At 29.2% G+C, this 14,417-nt stretch carries 13 protein-coding genes; 1 reads left to right on the top strand and 12 read right to left on the bottom strand.

Annotated features, from left to right (window positions below):
- Nucleotides 1–315: 315 nt before the first annotated feature.
- The 12 genes from rodA to H9660_RS06320 form a co-directional block, all read right to left on the bottom strand.
- A complete protein-coding gene (gene rodA, locus H9660_RS06375) occupies nucleotides 316–1,452 on the bottom strand; it encodes a rod shape-determining protein RodA (RefSeq protein WP_191749532.1) in 1,137 nt (378 codons plus the stop codon).
- A gap of 169 nt (nucleotides 1,453–1,621) precedes the next feature.
- On the bottom strand, nucleotides 1,622–1,885 hold the full coding sequence (gene minE, locus H9660_RS06370) for a cell division topological specificity factor MinE (RefSeq protein WP_191749531.1): 264 nt from the start codon (nucleotides 1,883–1,885) through the stop codon (nucleotides 1,622–1,624).
- Nucleotides 1,886–1,899: 14 nt separating this feature from the next.
- Nucleotides 1,900–2,694 carry a septum site-determining protein MinD gene (gene minD / locus H9660_RS06365; RefSeq protein WP_191749530.1) on the bottom strand — a complete coding sequence of 265 codons (795 nt, stop codon included), beginning with the start codon at nucleotides 2,692–2,694 and terminating at the stop codon, nucleotides 1,900–1,902.
- An 18-nt stretch (nucleotides 2,695–2,712) separates the two neighbouring features.
- Entirely contained in the window at nucleotides 2,713–3,381 is a 669-nt protein-coding gene (gene minC / locus H9660_RS06360) for a septum site-determining protein MinC (protein WP_191749529.1), read from the bottom strand.
- Between the two features lie 271 nt (nucleotides 3,382–3,652).
- A complete protein-coding gene (locus tag H9660_RS06355; protein WP_191749528.1) occupies nucleotides 3,653–6,625 on the bottom strand; it encodes a peptidoglycan D,D-transpeptidase FtsI family protein in 2,973 nt (990 codons plus the stop codon).
- Nucleotides 6,622–7,113 (bottom strand): rod shape-determining protein MreD, encoded by a 492-nt coding sequence (mreD, locus tag H9660_RS06350; RefSeq protein ID WP_191749527.1) that lies wholly within the window; start codon nucleotides 7,111–7,113, stop codon nucleotides 6,622–6,624. Before mreD ends, H9660_RS06355 begins: the two co-directional genes overlap by 4 nt.
- A 10-nt stretch (nucleotides 7,114–7,123) precedes the next feature.
- A complete protein-coding gene (gene mreC / locus H9660_RS06345; RefSeq protein WP_191749526.1) occupies nucleotides 7,124–7,975 on the bottom strand; it encodes a rod shape-determining protein MreC in 852 nt (283 codons plus the stop codon).
- Nucleotides 7,975–8,994 (bottom strand): rod shape-determining protein, encoded by a 1,020-nt coding sequence (locus H9660_RS06340; protein WP_191749525.1) that lies wholly within the window; start codon nucleotides 8,992–8,994, stop codon nucleotides 7,975–7,977. The genes mreC and H9660_RS06340 overlap by 1 nt, the downstream gene beginning before the upstream one ends.
- A gap of 17 nt (nucleotides 8,995–9,011) precedes the next feature.
- A complete protein-coding gene (gene radC, locus H9660_RS06335; protein WP_191749524.1) occupies nucleotides 9,012–9,701 on the bottom strand; it encodes a RadC family protein in 690 nt (229 codons plus the stop codon).
- 48 nt (nucleotides 9,702–9,749) lie between these two features.
- Nucleotides 9,750–10,319, bottom strand: a complete 570-nt coding sequence (locus tag H9660_RS06330) for a Maf-like protein (protein ID WP_191749523.1) — start codon at nucleotides 10,317–10,319, stop codon at nucleotides 9,750–9,752.
- Nucleotides 10,320–10,528: 209 nt separating this feature from the next.
- Nucleotides 10,529–11,239, bottom strand: coding sequence for an SPOR domain-containing protein (locus H9660_RS06325; RefSeq protein WP_191749522.1), 711 nt, complete (start codon nucleotides 11,237–11,239; stop codon nucleotides 10,529–10,531).
- A 140-nt stretch (nucleotides 11,240–11,379) separates the two neighbouring features.
- A complete protein-coding gene (locus tag H9660_RS06320; protein WP_191749521.1) occupies nucleotides 11,380–12,834 on the bottom strand; it encodes an aminoacyl-histidine dipeptidase in 1,455 nt (484 codons plus the stop codon).
- Nucleotides 12,835–12,972: 138 nt separating this feature from the next.
- Here H9660_RS06320 and pyk point away from each other — a divergent pair, with 138 nt between their 5' ends.
- Nucleotides 12,973–14,391, top strand: a complete 1,419-nt coding sequence (gene pyk, locus H9660_RS06315) for a pyruvate kinase (protein ID WP_191749520.1) — start codon at nucleotides 12,973–12,975, stop codon at nucleotides 14,389–14,391.
- Nucleotides 14,392–14,417: the final 26 nt, after the last annotated feature.

The raw sequence follows: 14,417 nt of genomic DNA, 5'->3' as shown, positions 1-14,417 counted from the left end.
CTCCCCTATCCTTAATAATGTATTTATATTTAATATTTGATAATTTTATGCTATAAAAAAGAGATAAACATTATATTCCTTGCTCCGTCGCATACGCTCCAAGTCGCCGTCATACAATGTTTATCTCTTTGCAAACTGAAGGAAGGAAAGTATAAATAGTTAATAATAAGGCATAACTTTTTATACTTTCCTATGCGTTAAAAAAAGAAAAATCTGCAGTTTTAAAACAGCAGATTTTTCTTTATATGTATTTTTAGTAATTTGGTACAAATTACATCATTAATTCTACATTATTCATTTTACATCATACATTTACTAGAAATATATCTTTTTTCTTCTCATTCCTACATTTAAGGCTAAGCCTATTGACATTACTGTAGTAAGTAATGAACTACCTCCATAACTAAGAAGTGGTAAAGTTATACCTGTAATTGGCATAAGTCCAATAGTCATTCCTATATTCTGTAATAAAGCAAATAGAAAATATGCTACTAATCCAACACAAATGATTGATCCAAATGTGTCTTTAGCCGTCCTTCCAATTGCTATCATTCTTGATATTAATAATCCGTAAAGTACAAATAAGAAAATTGCTCCAGCTAATCCCCATTGTTCAGCTATACTAGCAAAAATAAAGTCAGTTTGAACCTCTGGAACATATTGTGCAGCATAACCAACAGAATTTTCTTTAGTTATAGTATTTCCTTGTAGTCCAAAAGTTCCTCCATTACCTATACTAATTAACGATTGTCTTAGTTGGTATCCAGACTGAGATGTATCTGACTCAGGATTCATAAATGAAGTTATTCTTGTTTTTTGATAATCTTGTATCAACCCCGAATTCCAAACTATTACAATAATTAAAAGTAAAGATAATAATCCTCCACCTATTATTCTTAAATCTAGTCCAGCTATAAAAAAGATTCCTACTACTATAAAAAATAGAACCATAGTCATTCCCATATCTGGTTGAATTACTATAAATACAGCTGGCACAGCAGAATAAAATGCCATAGTAAAGAAGTTTTTCAAATCATTTATAGTTCCATTCATTTCTTCTAGTGTTTTACCTAACATCATTATTGTTGCTATCTTTGCTAACTCTGCTGGTTGAAAAGATAATGGTCCAAGTCTTATCCATCCTCTAGCTCCATTTATATCAGTTCCTATAAACATTGTAACTATAAGTAATACTATAGACCCCCAATAAAATAAAGGAGTATAGGATTTTAATAATGTGTAATCAATTGCTAGCATAAAATATAACGCAACTAGGCAAACAACAAACCATATAGATTGTCTTTTTAAAAACAGTGTTCCATACTCAGCTGAACTTGCTAAATAAATATTTATTATTCCAAATATCATCAAAGAAATCATCGAGAATAATATCACCTTATCTATTTCCTTTAGCTTTTTAAAGTCTATTCTAAACTTTGATAATCTTATCATCTTTTGTATTTCACCTCCATCTTTCAACCTAGATTTATTATATCCAAAAATAAAGTATTTCTCTATAACATATCTAATAAAAAGCTAAAATTTAAGAATTTATTAATTAATTTCGATATAATTTCACTCAAAAGAAAAAACCCCCGTAGGAGTTTTAAATTCAAATTATTTAGTTTTTAATATTCTTTATCGGAATATTTGCAACTAAAGCTGGATTATTACCATCTACATTTTCACTTTTGCTTACTGCAATTTCAACATCTTCTGCATTAATTTCTATATACTTTGATAATACTTCTAATATTTCCATTCTTATCTTTTCAAGGGTTTCGTGAGGCAAATCCCCTCTATCATGTATTAATATTAGCTTTAGTCTATCTTTTGCAACATCTTTCGGTGTTGGCTTATTTGAAAATTTTCTAAAAAAGTCCACCTCTCACTCCCCCTTTAACGTTTGAATAGTCTTTTTAATGATGCGAAGAATCCTTCTCCCTCTGTCTTTAAATCAAGTAAAGGCACTTCTTCCCCTGTTAATCTTCTAGCTATATTTCTAAAAGCTTGTCCAGACATTGATTTTTCATCTAAAACTATAGGCTCTCCCTTATTAGTTGAAACTGTAATATTTCTATCGTCTGGAACTACCCCCAATAATTCTATTGATAAAGTTTCGATTATGTCAGGTACATCTAACATGTCTCCTCTTTGAGTCATTTCATAGTTTAATCTATTTATGATTACTGAATGATCGTCTAACCCCTTAGCATCTAGCTTTCCAATAACTCTATCTGCATCTCTAACTGAAGTAATTTCTGGATTAACAACCACAACTGCCTTATCAGCTCCCACTACAGAGTTTTCAAATCCTTGTTCAATACCAGCTGGACAGTCTATTATTACATAATCAAAGTCCTCTTTTAATTGATTTACTATTTTTAACATATCTTGAGGTCTTATATCATCTTTATCCTTTGTTTGAGCAGTTGGTAAAAGGCAAAGATTTTGATATCTTTTATCCTTAATTAAAGCTTGCTTTAATCTGCATCTATTTTCAATAACATCTGAAATTGTATAAACTATTCTATTCTCAAGTCCCATTAATACATCTAAGTTTCTAAGACCAGTATCTCCATCTACAACTACAACCCTCTTATTTAATGCTGCTAATGCTGTACCTATGTTAGCAGTAGTTGTTGTTTTACCAACCCCACCTTTTCCTGATGTAATTACTATAGAAATTCCCATTTTATTCTCCCTCCAACACTATATATATTTCTTTGGTAAATATGGTTCTACAACAATAGTATTATCTTTAATTTTTGCTAATTCCGGATAAGATGGTTTAACTCCATCCTCAGGAGCAATAGTGACTATATCTGCAATTTGCAATATTTCTGGTTGTAGATTAAAAGCTGAAATTATAGCTTTTTTATTTCCACTAACTCCTGCATGAACTTGTCCTTTTATAGTTCCTAAAACAACTATATTGCCTCCTGCATATACTTCTGCACCGTGATTTATATCTCCAACTATTACTATGTTACCATAATATTTTATTTGTTGCCCACTTCTTATAGTTTTTTTAATAAACTTTGTTTTTCCTTCATAAATACCAGTGAACATCTTATTTTCTTTGTTTTCTTTATTTTCTTTTTTTTCATTAGATTCATCTTTTTTTATTTCTTCAAATATACAATCCTTTACTTGTATATTTTCAAATAAAGCATCTTTTAATTTTTCTGCATCTTCTTCTTTTAATAAATTTAAATTTGTTTCAATTTTAAGGGATGCGCCTTTATAAAAACTCTTACCAACTGATAGTTTTTTAACTAATGCATCTAACATATCTTGAAAACTATCAAATTTCTCCATATCTATAGTCGCATTAATACCTTCTTTAGTACCCCTTATTTGTATACTATGTACTTTCATTGGCCACCCTCCACCAATTATCACAATAACTTATTATTAATATTATTACATACTTACAATTATACAATTATATTATATAATTTAACAACTTAATTTTGTATTAAATTAAAAAAAGAATAAAAATATCCATTATTTTTATTAAAATAATAAAAAAGTATTAAGATATCATATCTAAATTTCATATAAAGCTCTAACTCATCTTGTTATGATATTTTAATACTTAAAAACTGAATGATGAAAATTATAAAAAAAGCTGAGTAAACTCAGCTTTTTAGTTATTAGAATTTGTATTTTCCGTATTGTTTTCTGTATTTTCACTACTTTCAGTAGTCTCTTCTGTTTCAGCACCTTCTTTATTATCTTTAAGAGGTGATTCTAAAACATATTTTCTAAAAGATTCTGATTTAGAAGCATAAGAAGGATCTATTTCTAATAATCTTTCTTTGAAATATGCTTCATATATAGCCTTGTGAATAGTTGCACCTTCACTACCTCTTTTACCATCATAAATAGTTGAGAATATAACTAATTCCGGGTCATCTAATGGAGCCATACTAATATAGTTACCATATGCTAGTCTTCCTTGAATTACATAATTTTCATCAGTACTAAAGTCAGCTGTACCTGTTTTACCTCCAACTTTAATTGGGAAATTAGCAAAACTTGTATAAGCTGTTCCATTACTAGAACTTGTATTAACTCTATACATTCCATCCTTAACAGCTTGTAAGTATTCTTCTGGTATATCTATTGTATCGACTACTTCTGGAGTATATTCTTTTATTACTTCCCCTGTTGGTGATGTAATTTTATCAACAAGAGTAAGTTTATATCTAACTCCTCCATTAGCAAGAGTTGCCACATAATTTGCTATTTGTACTGGTGTAAAATTATTCATACCTTGACCAATAGCACTTGATATAAGTTGTCCGGGAGTTTTAATTTGAACTGTTACATTACTAATAATGTAATATGCTATTGCATCTGATATAATCCCCGCTTCTTCATCTATATCAACAGTTCTTTTTTGAGATATCGAAACTACTGAAGCTTTAAATTCATCAGATAAATCCATAACTTTCTTTATATATGGAACTAAACTCTCTGCATATTTAGTAGTATCACTAACTTCTTCATCAGTACCTACTTTTTCTAAAGTTTCCTTCATATAAGTTTTTAAAGCTGTTTTTGCTTCTTTTAATTCCTCTGAATCATCATCACTATCACTTATATTAAGTGGAACAAAGGAATAACTATAATAAATACCTTGGTTCAATGCATCTACTATTTCATACATTGGAGTATCCAATATTTGCTTTTTCCATGATGTAAAATTATAAACTTGCCCAAAGTTTTCTTCAATTTGTATTCCTGTAGATAAGCTAATTGAATTTTGTTTGTCAGGATCTACTCCAAGTCCAAACTTCCATGCATATTCTGCAAGAGTATCTAATGCTTCAATATTCTCTCCATTACTCTTCCAAAGTCTATATCCTAATTCATAGAAATAATAGTTTGAGGAAACTTGTAGAGCTTTCCTTAAGTCAGTAAGTCCATTAGGTACACCTTCGAAGTTTTTTAATATAAGTCCAGGTAAATCTTCTTTGCTCCATGTACCATTAGTATCATTCATAACTTCTGATGTTGTAACTACACCTTCCATTAAACCTGCAATTGATGTAAGTGGTTTAAATGTAGACCCTGCTGGAAGTAAACCCTGAGTCGCATAGTTAAAAAATCTTTTTGGATAAGTATCAAACTTATCTTCTCTTTCCCCTGTATCCTCATCTACAGGAAATAAGTAATCTATTCCTCCTGTAGCTCCTGTTCTTTTTATATACTCCTCTGCATAACTACTTATATCAGGATTAAAATATTCTTGAGATAATTCATCAGTAAGTAATCCTGGAACAGAGAATACATTAGGATCATATCCTGGATAACTAACCATTGCTACTATTCTACCTGTTTTAGCTTCAATAGCTACTACAGCACCTCTTGTAGCATTTGGAGCTATACTTTTTATACGTTCCATAGTATCTTCCATTGCTTGTTCTGCAGCATATTGAACATCTTTATTTATAGTTAAATGTACATTATTTCCTGGATACGAATCTAACTTAAATAACTCTTCTGTAACTCTTCCTTTAGAGTTAACTTTAACAGTTGTTCCACCCTTAGTACCTCTTAACTGATCTTCAAACGCAGATTCTATACCTGCAACACCAATTAAATCAGAAGATACATCATATCCTCTTAATTCATAATTGTCTTCCTTAGAGGAATCAATAGAAGATAAATATCCTATTACTCCTGAAGCTAAACTATTATATGGATAGATTCTAATTGGTTCTATAGTTACATCTATCCCTGGCAAATCATTTAATTTTTGATATACAATCCCTGCTGTATCATTTTTTATATTTGATGCAATTTTTACAGCTCTATAACCTTTAAAACTTTGCATCTTTATTGCATCTTTAACAACTAAAAATTTTCTAACATCTTGAAGAGAATACTTAGTTAAAATTTCATCTAATATTTCTTTACCAGATAACTCTTCATATTTATCATTATAAGCCTCTAATCTTGCATTATATTCCTTATTGCTTTCTCCTTCTTCTTGAACAGGAGTAGGATTTACAAGTTCTTGAAGACTATAAGACTTTATAAGCTTATAGAAAGTTTCTTCTGCAGATATTTTTAATAATTCTTGATTAACTTGTTCAGTTTCTTCATCTGTAAAATCAGTTTTTTCACTATCAAAAAGTTCTTTTTCTATTTCTTCATTTAGTCCTCTATCTCTTTTAAATCTGATTTCTACTATTTTTTTAGTATCTGCATCATCTGTTTTAAAATCAAAATAGAATTTTCCGTTACTATCTATTTTAATCATTAAATCATCTTCAAAGGTCTCTCCATTTTCCGAAAGAATCTTAAATACTTTCTCCATAGTTTCATAAAAGTTTTCACTATCATCACTAGGTTTAGTATATGTTAATGTATATGTTTGAATATTAGTAGCTAAAATATTACCTTCACTGTCATAAATTTTCCCTCTAGGTGCATCTTCTGAAATAAGTCTTGTAGAACTAATATCTGCTTTTTCCTTATAATTTTCATGTTTATAAATTTGAAGATATACTAATTTTGTAATAAAAGTAGCAAAAAGAGCTATCATTAATATATTTAAAACAGCATATCTAGAAATTTTCTTTTTCTTTTTCGGTTTATTTACTATCATTTAAACCTCCATGATCTATTCTTATATTTTTTATCATAAAGCCTTAAAACAAAATTATACCCAAAGAACATTATTAAAGTACTATAAAGTGAAGCATATATTCCTATATGAATATTTATTGTTTTATTTGCTATTTTTAATATTAAGTATATTGAAATTACTTTTAATACATATAAAAAAAACATAGATATTACAGGAATAAGCTTCTTTTCTCTATATATATTTTCACCTATAATGGCTGCAAGTAAGCATATTAACATATTAGTTAAAGAGTTAATTCCAAATCCTTCATAGAAATATATATCTTGCAATAATCCAGATATAACTCCAATAGTTACTGCTTCCTTTCTTCCACTAACGATTGAACAAGCTATTGCAAATGTAAAAAGTAAACTTGGAAAAGCTCCTCTAATAGCTAAAAATGGCATAAGAGAATTATCAAGAATTAAGAGTACTACTGAAATTAAAATCAAAACCCACTTTTTCATACACTAACCTCTAATTTTCATATTTTATTTCTCTTGTTTCATTTGGTATTACTACGAATAACTCTTCTAGTTTATCAAAATCAACATAAGGTTTTACTATAGCTGTTTTCATAACTTTTATTTCATCTGTTTCCACTGAAATAACTTCACCTACTCTAATTTCCTTGGGATATATTTGACCAAGTCCTGATGTAAGAATTACATCCCCTTCCTTAATCTCTGAATCCAATGGTAAATTAGTAAGCTTTGTTAAACCAGAATTGGTACGAGTAACATATCCTTTTAAAATTCCAGTAGTTTCTCTTGTACTATCAACCATAACAGAAACAGCTATATTTTCATTTAATAAACTTTCCACTATAGCCCAATTAGTCCCTGTACTGGTAACCTGTCCAACTAATCCCTTATCAGAAATAACTATCATATCTTTTTTTAATCCATCATTTTCACCTTTATCTATAATATATCCATCAGAAAAACTTTCCCCACTATAACCAATTATCTCGCAACCTATATAACTATAATTGTTTTTAGAGTTTTTAAAATTTAAAACTTCTCTTAATCTTTCATTTTCTTCTTTAAATTTATCATACTCTAAAAGTTTATTCTTTAATTCTATATTTTCTTTAGTTAATTCCTTATTTTCTTCTTTTATTTTAGAAAAATTCAAGAAAAAATCTAAGCTCCCCTTTATTTTATTATTTATAGAATATACTACTTTTTGTAATGGATTTATAGCACTACCAACACCACTTGAAATTGCACTTTTTTGTTCATTATTAATCGTATAAATAATTATGCCTAAAAAGGCAACTGACAGCACTATTACAGTAGCTGCCAGTTTATTCTTACGAAGCTTCATTATTGACCTCTTTGAGTTCTGCTTAACTCATCAAAGTTATCTAATGCCTTACCTGCTCCTAATACAACACAATCTAATGGTGATTCTGCTATATGTACAGGCATATTTGTTTCATGATTAATTAGTGCATCTAATCCTCTTAGTAATGCTCCGCCACCAGCTAACATTATTCCTTTTTCCATTATATCTGCTGCTAATTCAGGTGGTGTCTTTTCTAAAGTAGTCTTTATAGATTCAATTATTGCATATACTGGTTCCTTTAAAGCTTCTCTTATTTGATCTTCAGTAACCTTTACTGTCTTAGGAAGACCTGTTATCATATCTCTTCCTTTTATGTCCATTTCTCTTACTTCATCATCAACTTTATATGCTGAACCTAATTCCATTTTAACTTGCTCTGCTGTTCTTTCACCAATCATTAGATTAAATTCTTTTTTAATATAAGCTATTATAGACTGATCTAATTCATCTCCAGCTACTCTTAATGACTTACTAGTAACTATTCCTCCTAAAGAAATTATAGCTACTTCTGTTGTACCTCCACCGATATCAACTATCATGCTACCTGTAGGTTCTCCAACTGGAAGTCCTGCTCCGATTGCTGCTGCCATTGGTTCTTCCATTAAAACAACATCTCTAGCTCCTGCAAATTTTGCTGCTTCTTCTATAGCTCTTCTTTCAACTTCTGTTACTCCTGATGGATAACAAACTATTATTCTTGGGCTAGTAAAAGCACTCTTGCTAGTTACTTTTTCTATTAATTTTTTAAGCATTGTTTGAGCTACATCAAAATCAGCTATAACACCATCTTTTAAAGGTCTAATAGCAACTATATTTCCAGGAGTTCTTCCTATCATAAGTTTAGCTTCTGCCCCTACTGCAAGTGGCTTTCTTGTTACACTATTTATTGCAACTACTGAAGGTTCACTTAATACTACTCCTTTACCTTTAACAAAAACAAGCGTATTTGCTGTTCCTAAATCTATTCCCATGTCTTTATTACTGCTGAAAAATCCCATATGAATTCCCCTTTCGCTTATATTATTCCTTTTTCTTTTAAACTAATATATTTATTTTTTCCTATTATTAAATGGTCTAATAAATCAATGCCCATTATCTTACCACATTCTTTTAGTCTAATTGTTATATTTATATCTTCCTTACTTGGCGTAGGATCTCCTGAAGGATGATTATGACAAATAATTATACTAGAACTACTTTTCTTTAAAGCTTCTTTAAAGATTTCTCTAGGATGTACTATCGATGTATTTAAACTTCCTTTAAAAACATCTTTTATTCCTACTATATTATTTTTTGTATCTAGCATTATTAACTTAAGTACTTCTTGTTTTAAAAATACCATCTCTTTCATTACAACTTCTGCTATATCACTTGGAGAAACAATACTTTTTCTTTCTTTAACTAAGTTTAACATATTGATTCTTCTAACAAGCTCACCTATAGCCATTATCTGACTTGCTTTGATATTTTTAATTCCTTTAATACTGGTAATTTCATTTAAACCAGCTTCTAATAGACCATCTAGTCCATTAAATTCTGATAAAATTCTAGTACTTAATGAGATAATATTTTCTCCTCTAGTACCAGTTCTTAAAATTATTGCAAGAAGTTCTGCGTTACTTAAGGTTTCAGGACCATTCATGAGCAATTTTTCAATTGGCCTCTCTTCTTCTGGAATATCTATAACTTTTATGCTATTATTCATAAATAAACACCTCAAATAGTAATTTATTTATAAATATACCCCAAAATCCTAATCCCTAACCTTATTTAATATTTTATTTAGAAGATTTAATGGTAATCCTACAACATTGTAGTAACATCCATGTATTTCTTCTACGAAAACACCACCATAGCCTTGTATTCCATAGGCTCCTGCCTTATCAAGTGGCTCCCCAGTTTTTATGTAACTTAATATTTCCTTATCTGTTAAGGTGCTTATTTTAACTTCAGTATGTAAAGCAGCCTCTTCTATCTTATTATTATACATATTAATCACTACTATACCTGAATAAACTCTATGAGCTTTTCCACTTAATTCTTTCAGCATCCTATATGCATCTTCTTCATTTTTAGGTTTTCCTAAAATTTCATTTTCCAATACGACTACAGTATCACCTGCAATAATTATAGCTTCTTCATTAAGACTATCCCTAACAGCAATGGCCTTACCTTTCGCTAAATTAATTACATATTCTTCTATGTTTCCATTAAATGATACAGTACTTTCATCAAAGTTACTAACTTCTACTTTAAAGTCGCTAATTATTCTATGTAATAGTTCTTGACGTCTCTCTGATGACGATGCTAAAACATATTTCAAACCTATCACATCCTACTTTTATATATTTTTATAGCATTGACAAAATTGGCATCTTTAAAACCAAAAATAAAGACAAAGATAATTGTCCCTATCTTATATCTAATATAGTTTATCACTATATAAGCTTTGAAACAAGTAGCTTTGCCCTTCTTTATTCAATTTTTATTTATTTGTAATACTTTTGTTATATTTACCCTTATAACGTTATTTTAACTTTGAATTTTATTTAATATGGAATAAATATACTCTAATTCCGACACCGTAATTGTTTTATCTACAACTTCTGGTAATTCACTTATATGTGCTTTATATTCTCCCAATACTTCCAATTTATCCCCTTCTGTAATTTCCTTTAATTCATTTACCCAGCTTTTAAAGTCAGAAGTGTTTATTTCTTTAACTTCTTCTTCATTAACTGTATTTAATATTTCTAAATATCCATTTGTAATTGCAGTTATTTGATTTTGAACTTCATCATTTTTATTTAAATTAATTTTTATTTTGGCTGTTTCTACTCCACTTGCCTTTAACTTTTCAACAATTTCATAGCTATTTTCCTCTGTAGTTATTCCTGCAATAACTCTATATTTCCCTTCAGAATCTTCTGCAATAAAAGGATTAAATTCACTATCTATTTTATTTAATATCTGCTTTGCATTTTCTTCTTTAGAAAAATATCCACATTGAATTAAAGCAAAATTTTCTAAATCTACAACTTCTGTACTTCCACTATTGTTATTTTCTTCTGATTGAGGTTTGTTATTTATTTTTCCTAAAGCATCGATATTTGGAATAAACTTTAATAAAAACCATGCTGCAAATATTCCAATTGCTATTGCTGCAAGTGTTGTCATTAACAAGGAAGTTAATAGTTTTATTCCTTTATTTTTCTTTTTGTATTGATATTTTGTGTATTTCACTTTATCCTCCCCCTCTTTCATACTTTATATATATTCTAGATTTCCTTACAATATTCATTATGTAAAACAATTTTTCAAAAAAAAATCGACGACTTTTTATAGTCATCGATTTTTTAATTCATATAAAATATTATCTAAACTTATTTAAGTTCTTTTAATACTTCTAATAAGTAATCCCAAACATTTTTAACTGATGAAATACTCATATGTTCTTGTGGTGTATGAACATCATAAAGATTTGGTCCAAAGCTTATCATATCAAGCTTTCCTAATCTTTCATTAAATAATCCACACTCAACTCCTGCATGTATAGCTACTATTTTAGCATCTTTTCCATACATTCTCTTATAAACATCTTGGCAAATTCCTCTTACCTTTGATTCACTATCATATTGCCATTCTGGATAGCTAGCTGTAGTTGCAAACTCTGCTCCAATTAAATCTGCTACTGTTTTGCTTCTTAATACTATTTCATCCTTTAATGATGCAATAGAACTTCTTATAGCACTATCAAATTCAACCTTATCTCCAACTGTTGTAACTACACCTAAGTTAGTTGAGCTTTCAACTAAGTCTTCTATTTCAACACTATTTGTGTTAATTCCATTTGGTATTAAGTAAAGTAAATTAACAGTCTTTTCAGTATCTCCCTTTGTAAATACTTTTTCTACCTTTTCAGTATTTTCAAGAATAGAAACTTTAACACCTGGATCTTGTGCCTTTAATTCATTTAATAAAACTGGATTCCATGAATTAATTATTTCCTTAGCCTTTTCTACATCACTTGCTTTAAGAGCAATTATAGCATCTGCTTCTCTTGGTATAGCATTATTTTTGGATCCACCGTTTAATGATGCTAATTTATAATCTACAGAAGATAATAAAGATTTTAAAATTCTACCCATTATTTTATTAGAATTTCCTCTTTCTTTATTAATTTCCATTCCTGAGTGACCACCCTTTAATCCTCTTACTGCAATATGTAAAAAGTTATTGTAGTCTCCTATTTCCTCTAAATTAACCTTTAATGTATGCTTACTTCTAATACCACCAGCACAACTTACTAATAAATGACCTTCTTCTTCATTATCTAAATTTAAAAGAATTTTACCATTTATATTTTCTTTAGAAACTGCCATTGCACCTGACATTCCTGTTTCTTCATCTGTAGTAATTAATACTTCTAATGGTGGATGTGGAATATCTGTTGAATCTAATATTGCTAATGCATAAGCAACTGCAATACCATTATCAGCTCCAAGTGTTGTATCTGTTGCATATACCATGTCATCTATAACTCTTAATTTTAATGGATCTTTTTCAAAATCATGGTCTGTTCCTTTATTTTTTTCACAAACCATATCCATATGTCCTTGAAGGATAACAGTTGTAGAGTTTTCATATCCTTCTGTTCCTGGCTTTTTAATAATTACATTTAAAGCTTCATCTTGATGCACTTCTAAGTTAAGCTTCTTAGCTACACCTACTAAATAATCACTTATAGCTTTTTCATTTCCTGATCCTCTTGGTATTTGAGAAATTTCCTCGAAATATTGAAAAACCTTTTTAGGTTCTAAATTTTGTAAAATATTCATTTTATTCTCTCCTCTCATGCTAAATTATGTTAGAATTATATTATGAAATAAGTATATCATAGTATATATAATACTTAAATTTTATTTTTTTATTATAATTATTCACAATATTCATAATATTTAATTTGAGGTGATGTTATGCAAAAAACAAAAATGATCTTTACCATAGGCCCTGCAAGCGATACAGAAGAAGTTCTAAGAAAGTTTATCCAAATTGGAATGAGTGCTGCAAGATTAAACTTTTCTCATGGAACACATGAAACTCATAAAGAAAAAATAGATCTTATCAAAAAAGTACGAGATGATTTAAATTCCCCAACAGCAATTATTCTTGACATAAAAGGACCTAAAATTAGAACTCATAACTTTATTAATGACGGAGTAGAACTTCATGAAAATGATGAATTTTCTTTTATTTGTGATGATGAAATTTTAGGAGATAATAAAAAATGTACTGTTTCCTATAAAGAATTATATAAAGATGTAAAGCCAGGTGGAGAAATTTTAGTTGATGATGGGCTTTTAAAATTTAAAATCAAAGAAATTGTAGATAAAGAAATTAAATGTATAGTTACTGTTGGTGGGACTATTAAAAATCATAAGGGAGTTAATGTTCCTAATGTTAAAATACATTTACCTTCAATTACAGAAAAAGATAAAGAAGATTTAATTTTTGGTTGTGAAAATGAAATAGATTTTGTAGCTGCCTCTTTTATTAGAAAAGCTTCTGATATACAAGATGTAAGAGATGTACTCAAACAGCATGGTGGAGATTATATTCAAATTATAGCTAAAATCGAAAACCAAGAAGGTGTAGACAATATAGATGAAATAATCGAGGCCTCTGATGGAATAATGGTAGCTCGAGGTGATATGGGAGTTGAAATTCCTATTGAAAAAGTTCCAATAATTCAAAAGAACATAATAAGAAAATGTAATGAAGCTGGAAAAATAGTAATTACAGCAACTCAAATGCTAGATTCTATGATAAGAAATTCCCTTCCTACTAGAGCAGAAGCTTGTGATATATGTAATGCTATTTTTGATGGAACTGATGCAATTATGTTAAGTGGTGAAAGTGCTAGTGGAAGTTATCCTATAGAAGCTGCTGAAATGATGTCTCGTATATCAATTGAAACGGAAGCAAATTTAGATTATAACTACTTAAATAAAAGATTAAAAGAGCCTTCACTAACTTCATTCTCAGAAGCTATTAGCTATTCTGCTTGCAGAAGTTCTACTTTATTACATTCAAAAGCTGTTGTTGCAGCTACTAATAGTGGAGCTACAGCTAAACTTATATCTAAATATAGACCTAAGTGCCCTATTATTGCTATAACTCCTTATGATGAAGTACGAAGAGGATTAAATCTTAATTTCGGTATATTCCCTACTAAATGTGAAGTATTTACAACAACTGATGAAATATTATTTGAGGCAAAGAAGGTTGCAACTAATTTATCTATCGCTGAGAAAGGCGACGACATAATAGTTGCCGCAGGCATGCCAAGTGCTACTACTGGTGGAACTAATATGCTTAAAATAGAAAAAATTTAAAAAAGTGTTAAAGTATCATATCCAGG

Source organism: Clostridium gallinarum (assembly GCF_014836325.1).
Taxonomy (GTDB): Bacteria; Bacillota; Clostridia; order Clostridiales; family Clostridiaceae; genus Clostridium; species Clostridium gallinarum.
The sequence above is the reverse complement of the archived record's forward strand: the minus strand, read 5'-3'. Positions and strand labels throughout refer to the sequence as shown.

Coding starts and splice junctions, on each gene's coding strand:
- H9660_RS06320 (WP_191749521.1), bottom strand. CDS start 12,834: ATGAATATTTTACAAAATTTAGAACCTAAAAAGGTTTTTCAATATTTC.
- minC (WP_191749529.1), bottom strand. CDS start 3,381: ATGAAAGTACATAGTATACAAATAAGGGGTACTAAAGAAGGTATTAAT.
- minD (WP_191749530.1), bottom strand. CDS start 2,694: ATGGGAATTTCTATAGTAATTACATCAGGAAAAGGTGGGGTTGGTAAA.
- pyk (WP_191749520.1), top strand. CDS start 12,973: ATGCAAAAAACAAAAATGATCTTTACCATAGGCCCTGCAAGCGATACA.
- H9660_RS06355 (WP_191749528.1), bottom strand. CDS start 6,625: ATGATAGTAAATAAACCGAAAAAGAAAAAGAAAATTTCTAGATATGCT.
- mreD (WP_191749527.1), bottom strand. CDS start 7,113: ATGAAAAAGTGGGTTTTGATTTTAATTTCAGTAGTACTCTTAATTCTT.
- rodA (WP_191749532.1), bottom strand. CDS start 1,452: ATGATAAGATTATCAAAGTTTAGAATAGACTTTAAAAAGCTAAAGGAA.
- radC (WP_191749524.1), bottom strand. CDS start 9,701: ATGAATAATAGCATAAAAGTTATAGATATTCCAGAAGAAGAGAGGCCA.
- H9660_RS06340 (WP_191749525.1), bottom strand. CDS start 8,994: ATGGGATTTTTCAGCAGTAATAAAGACATGGGAATAGATTTAGGAACA.
- mreC (WP_191749526.1), bottom strand. CDS start 7,975: ATGAAGCTTCGTAAGAATAAACTGGCAGCTACTGTAATAGTGCTGTCA.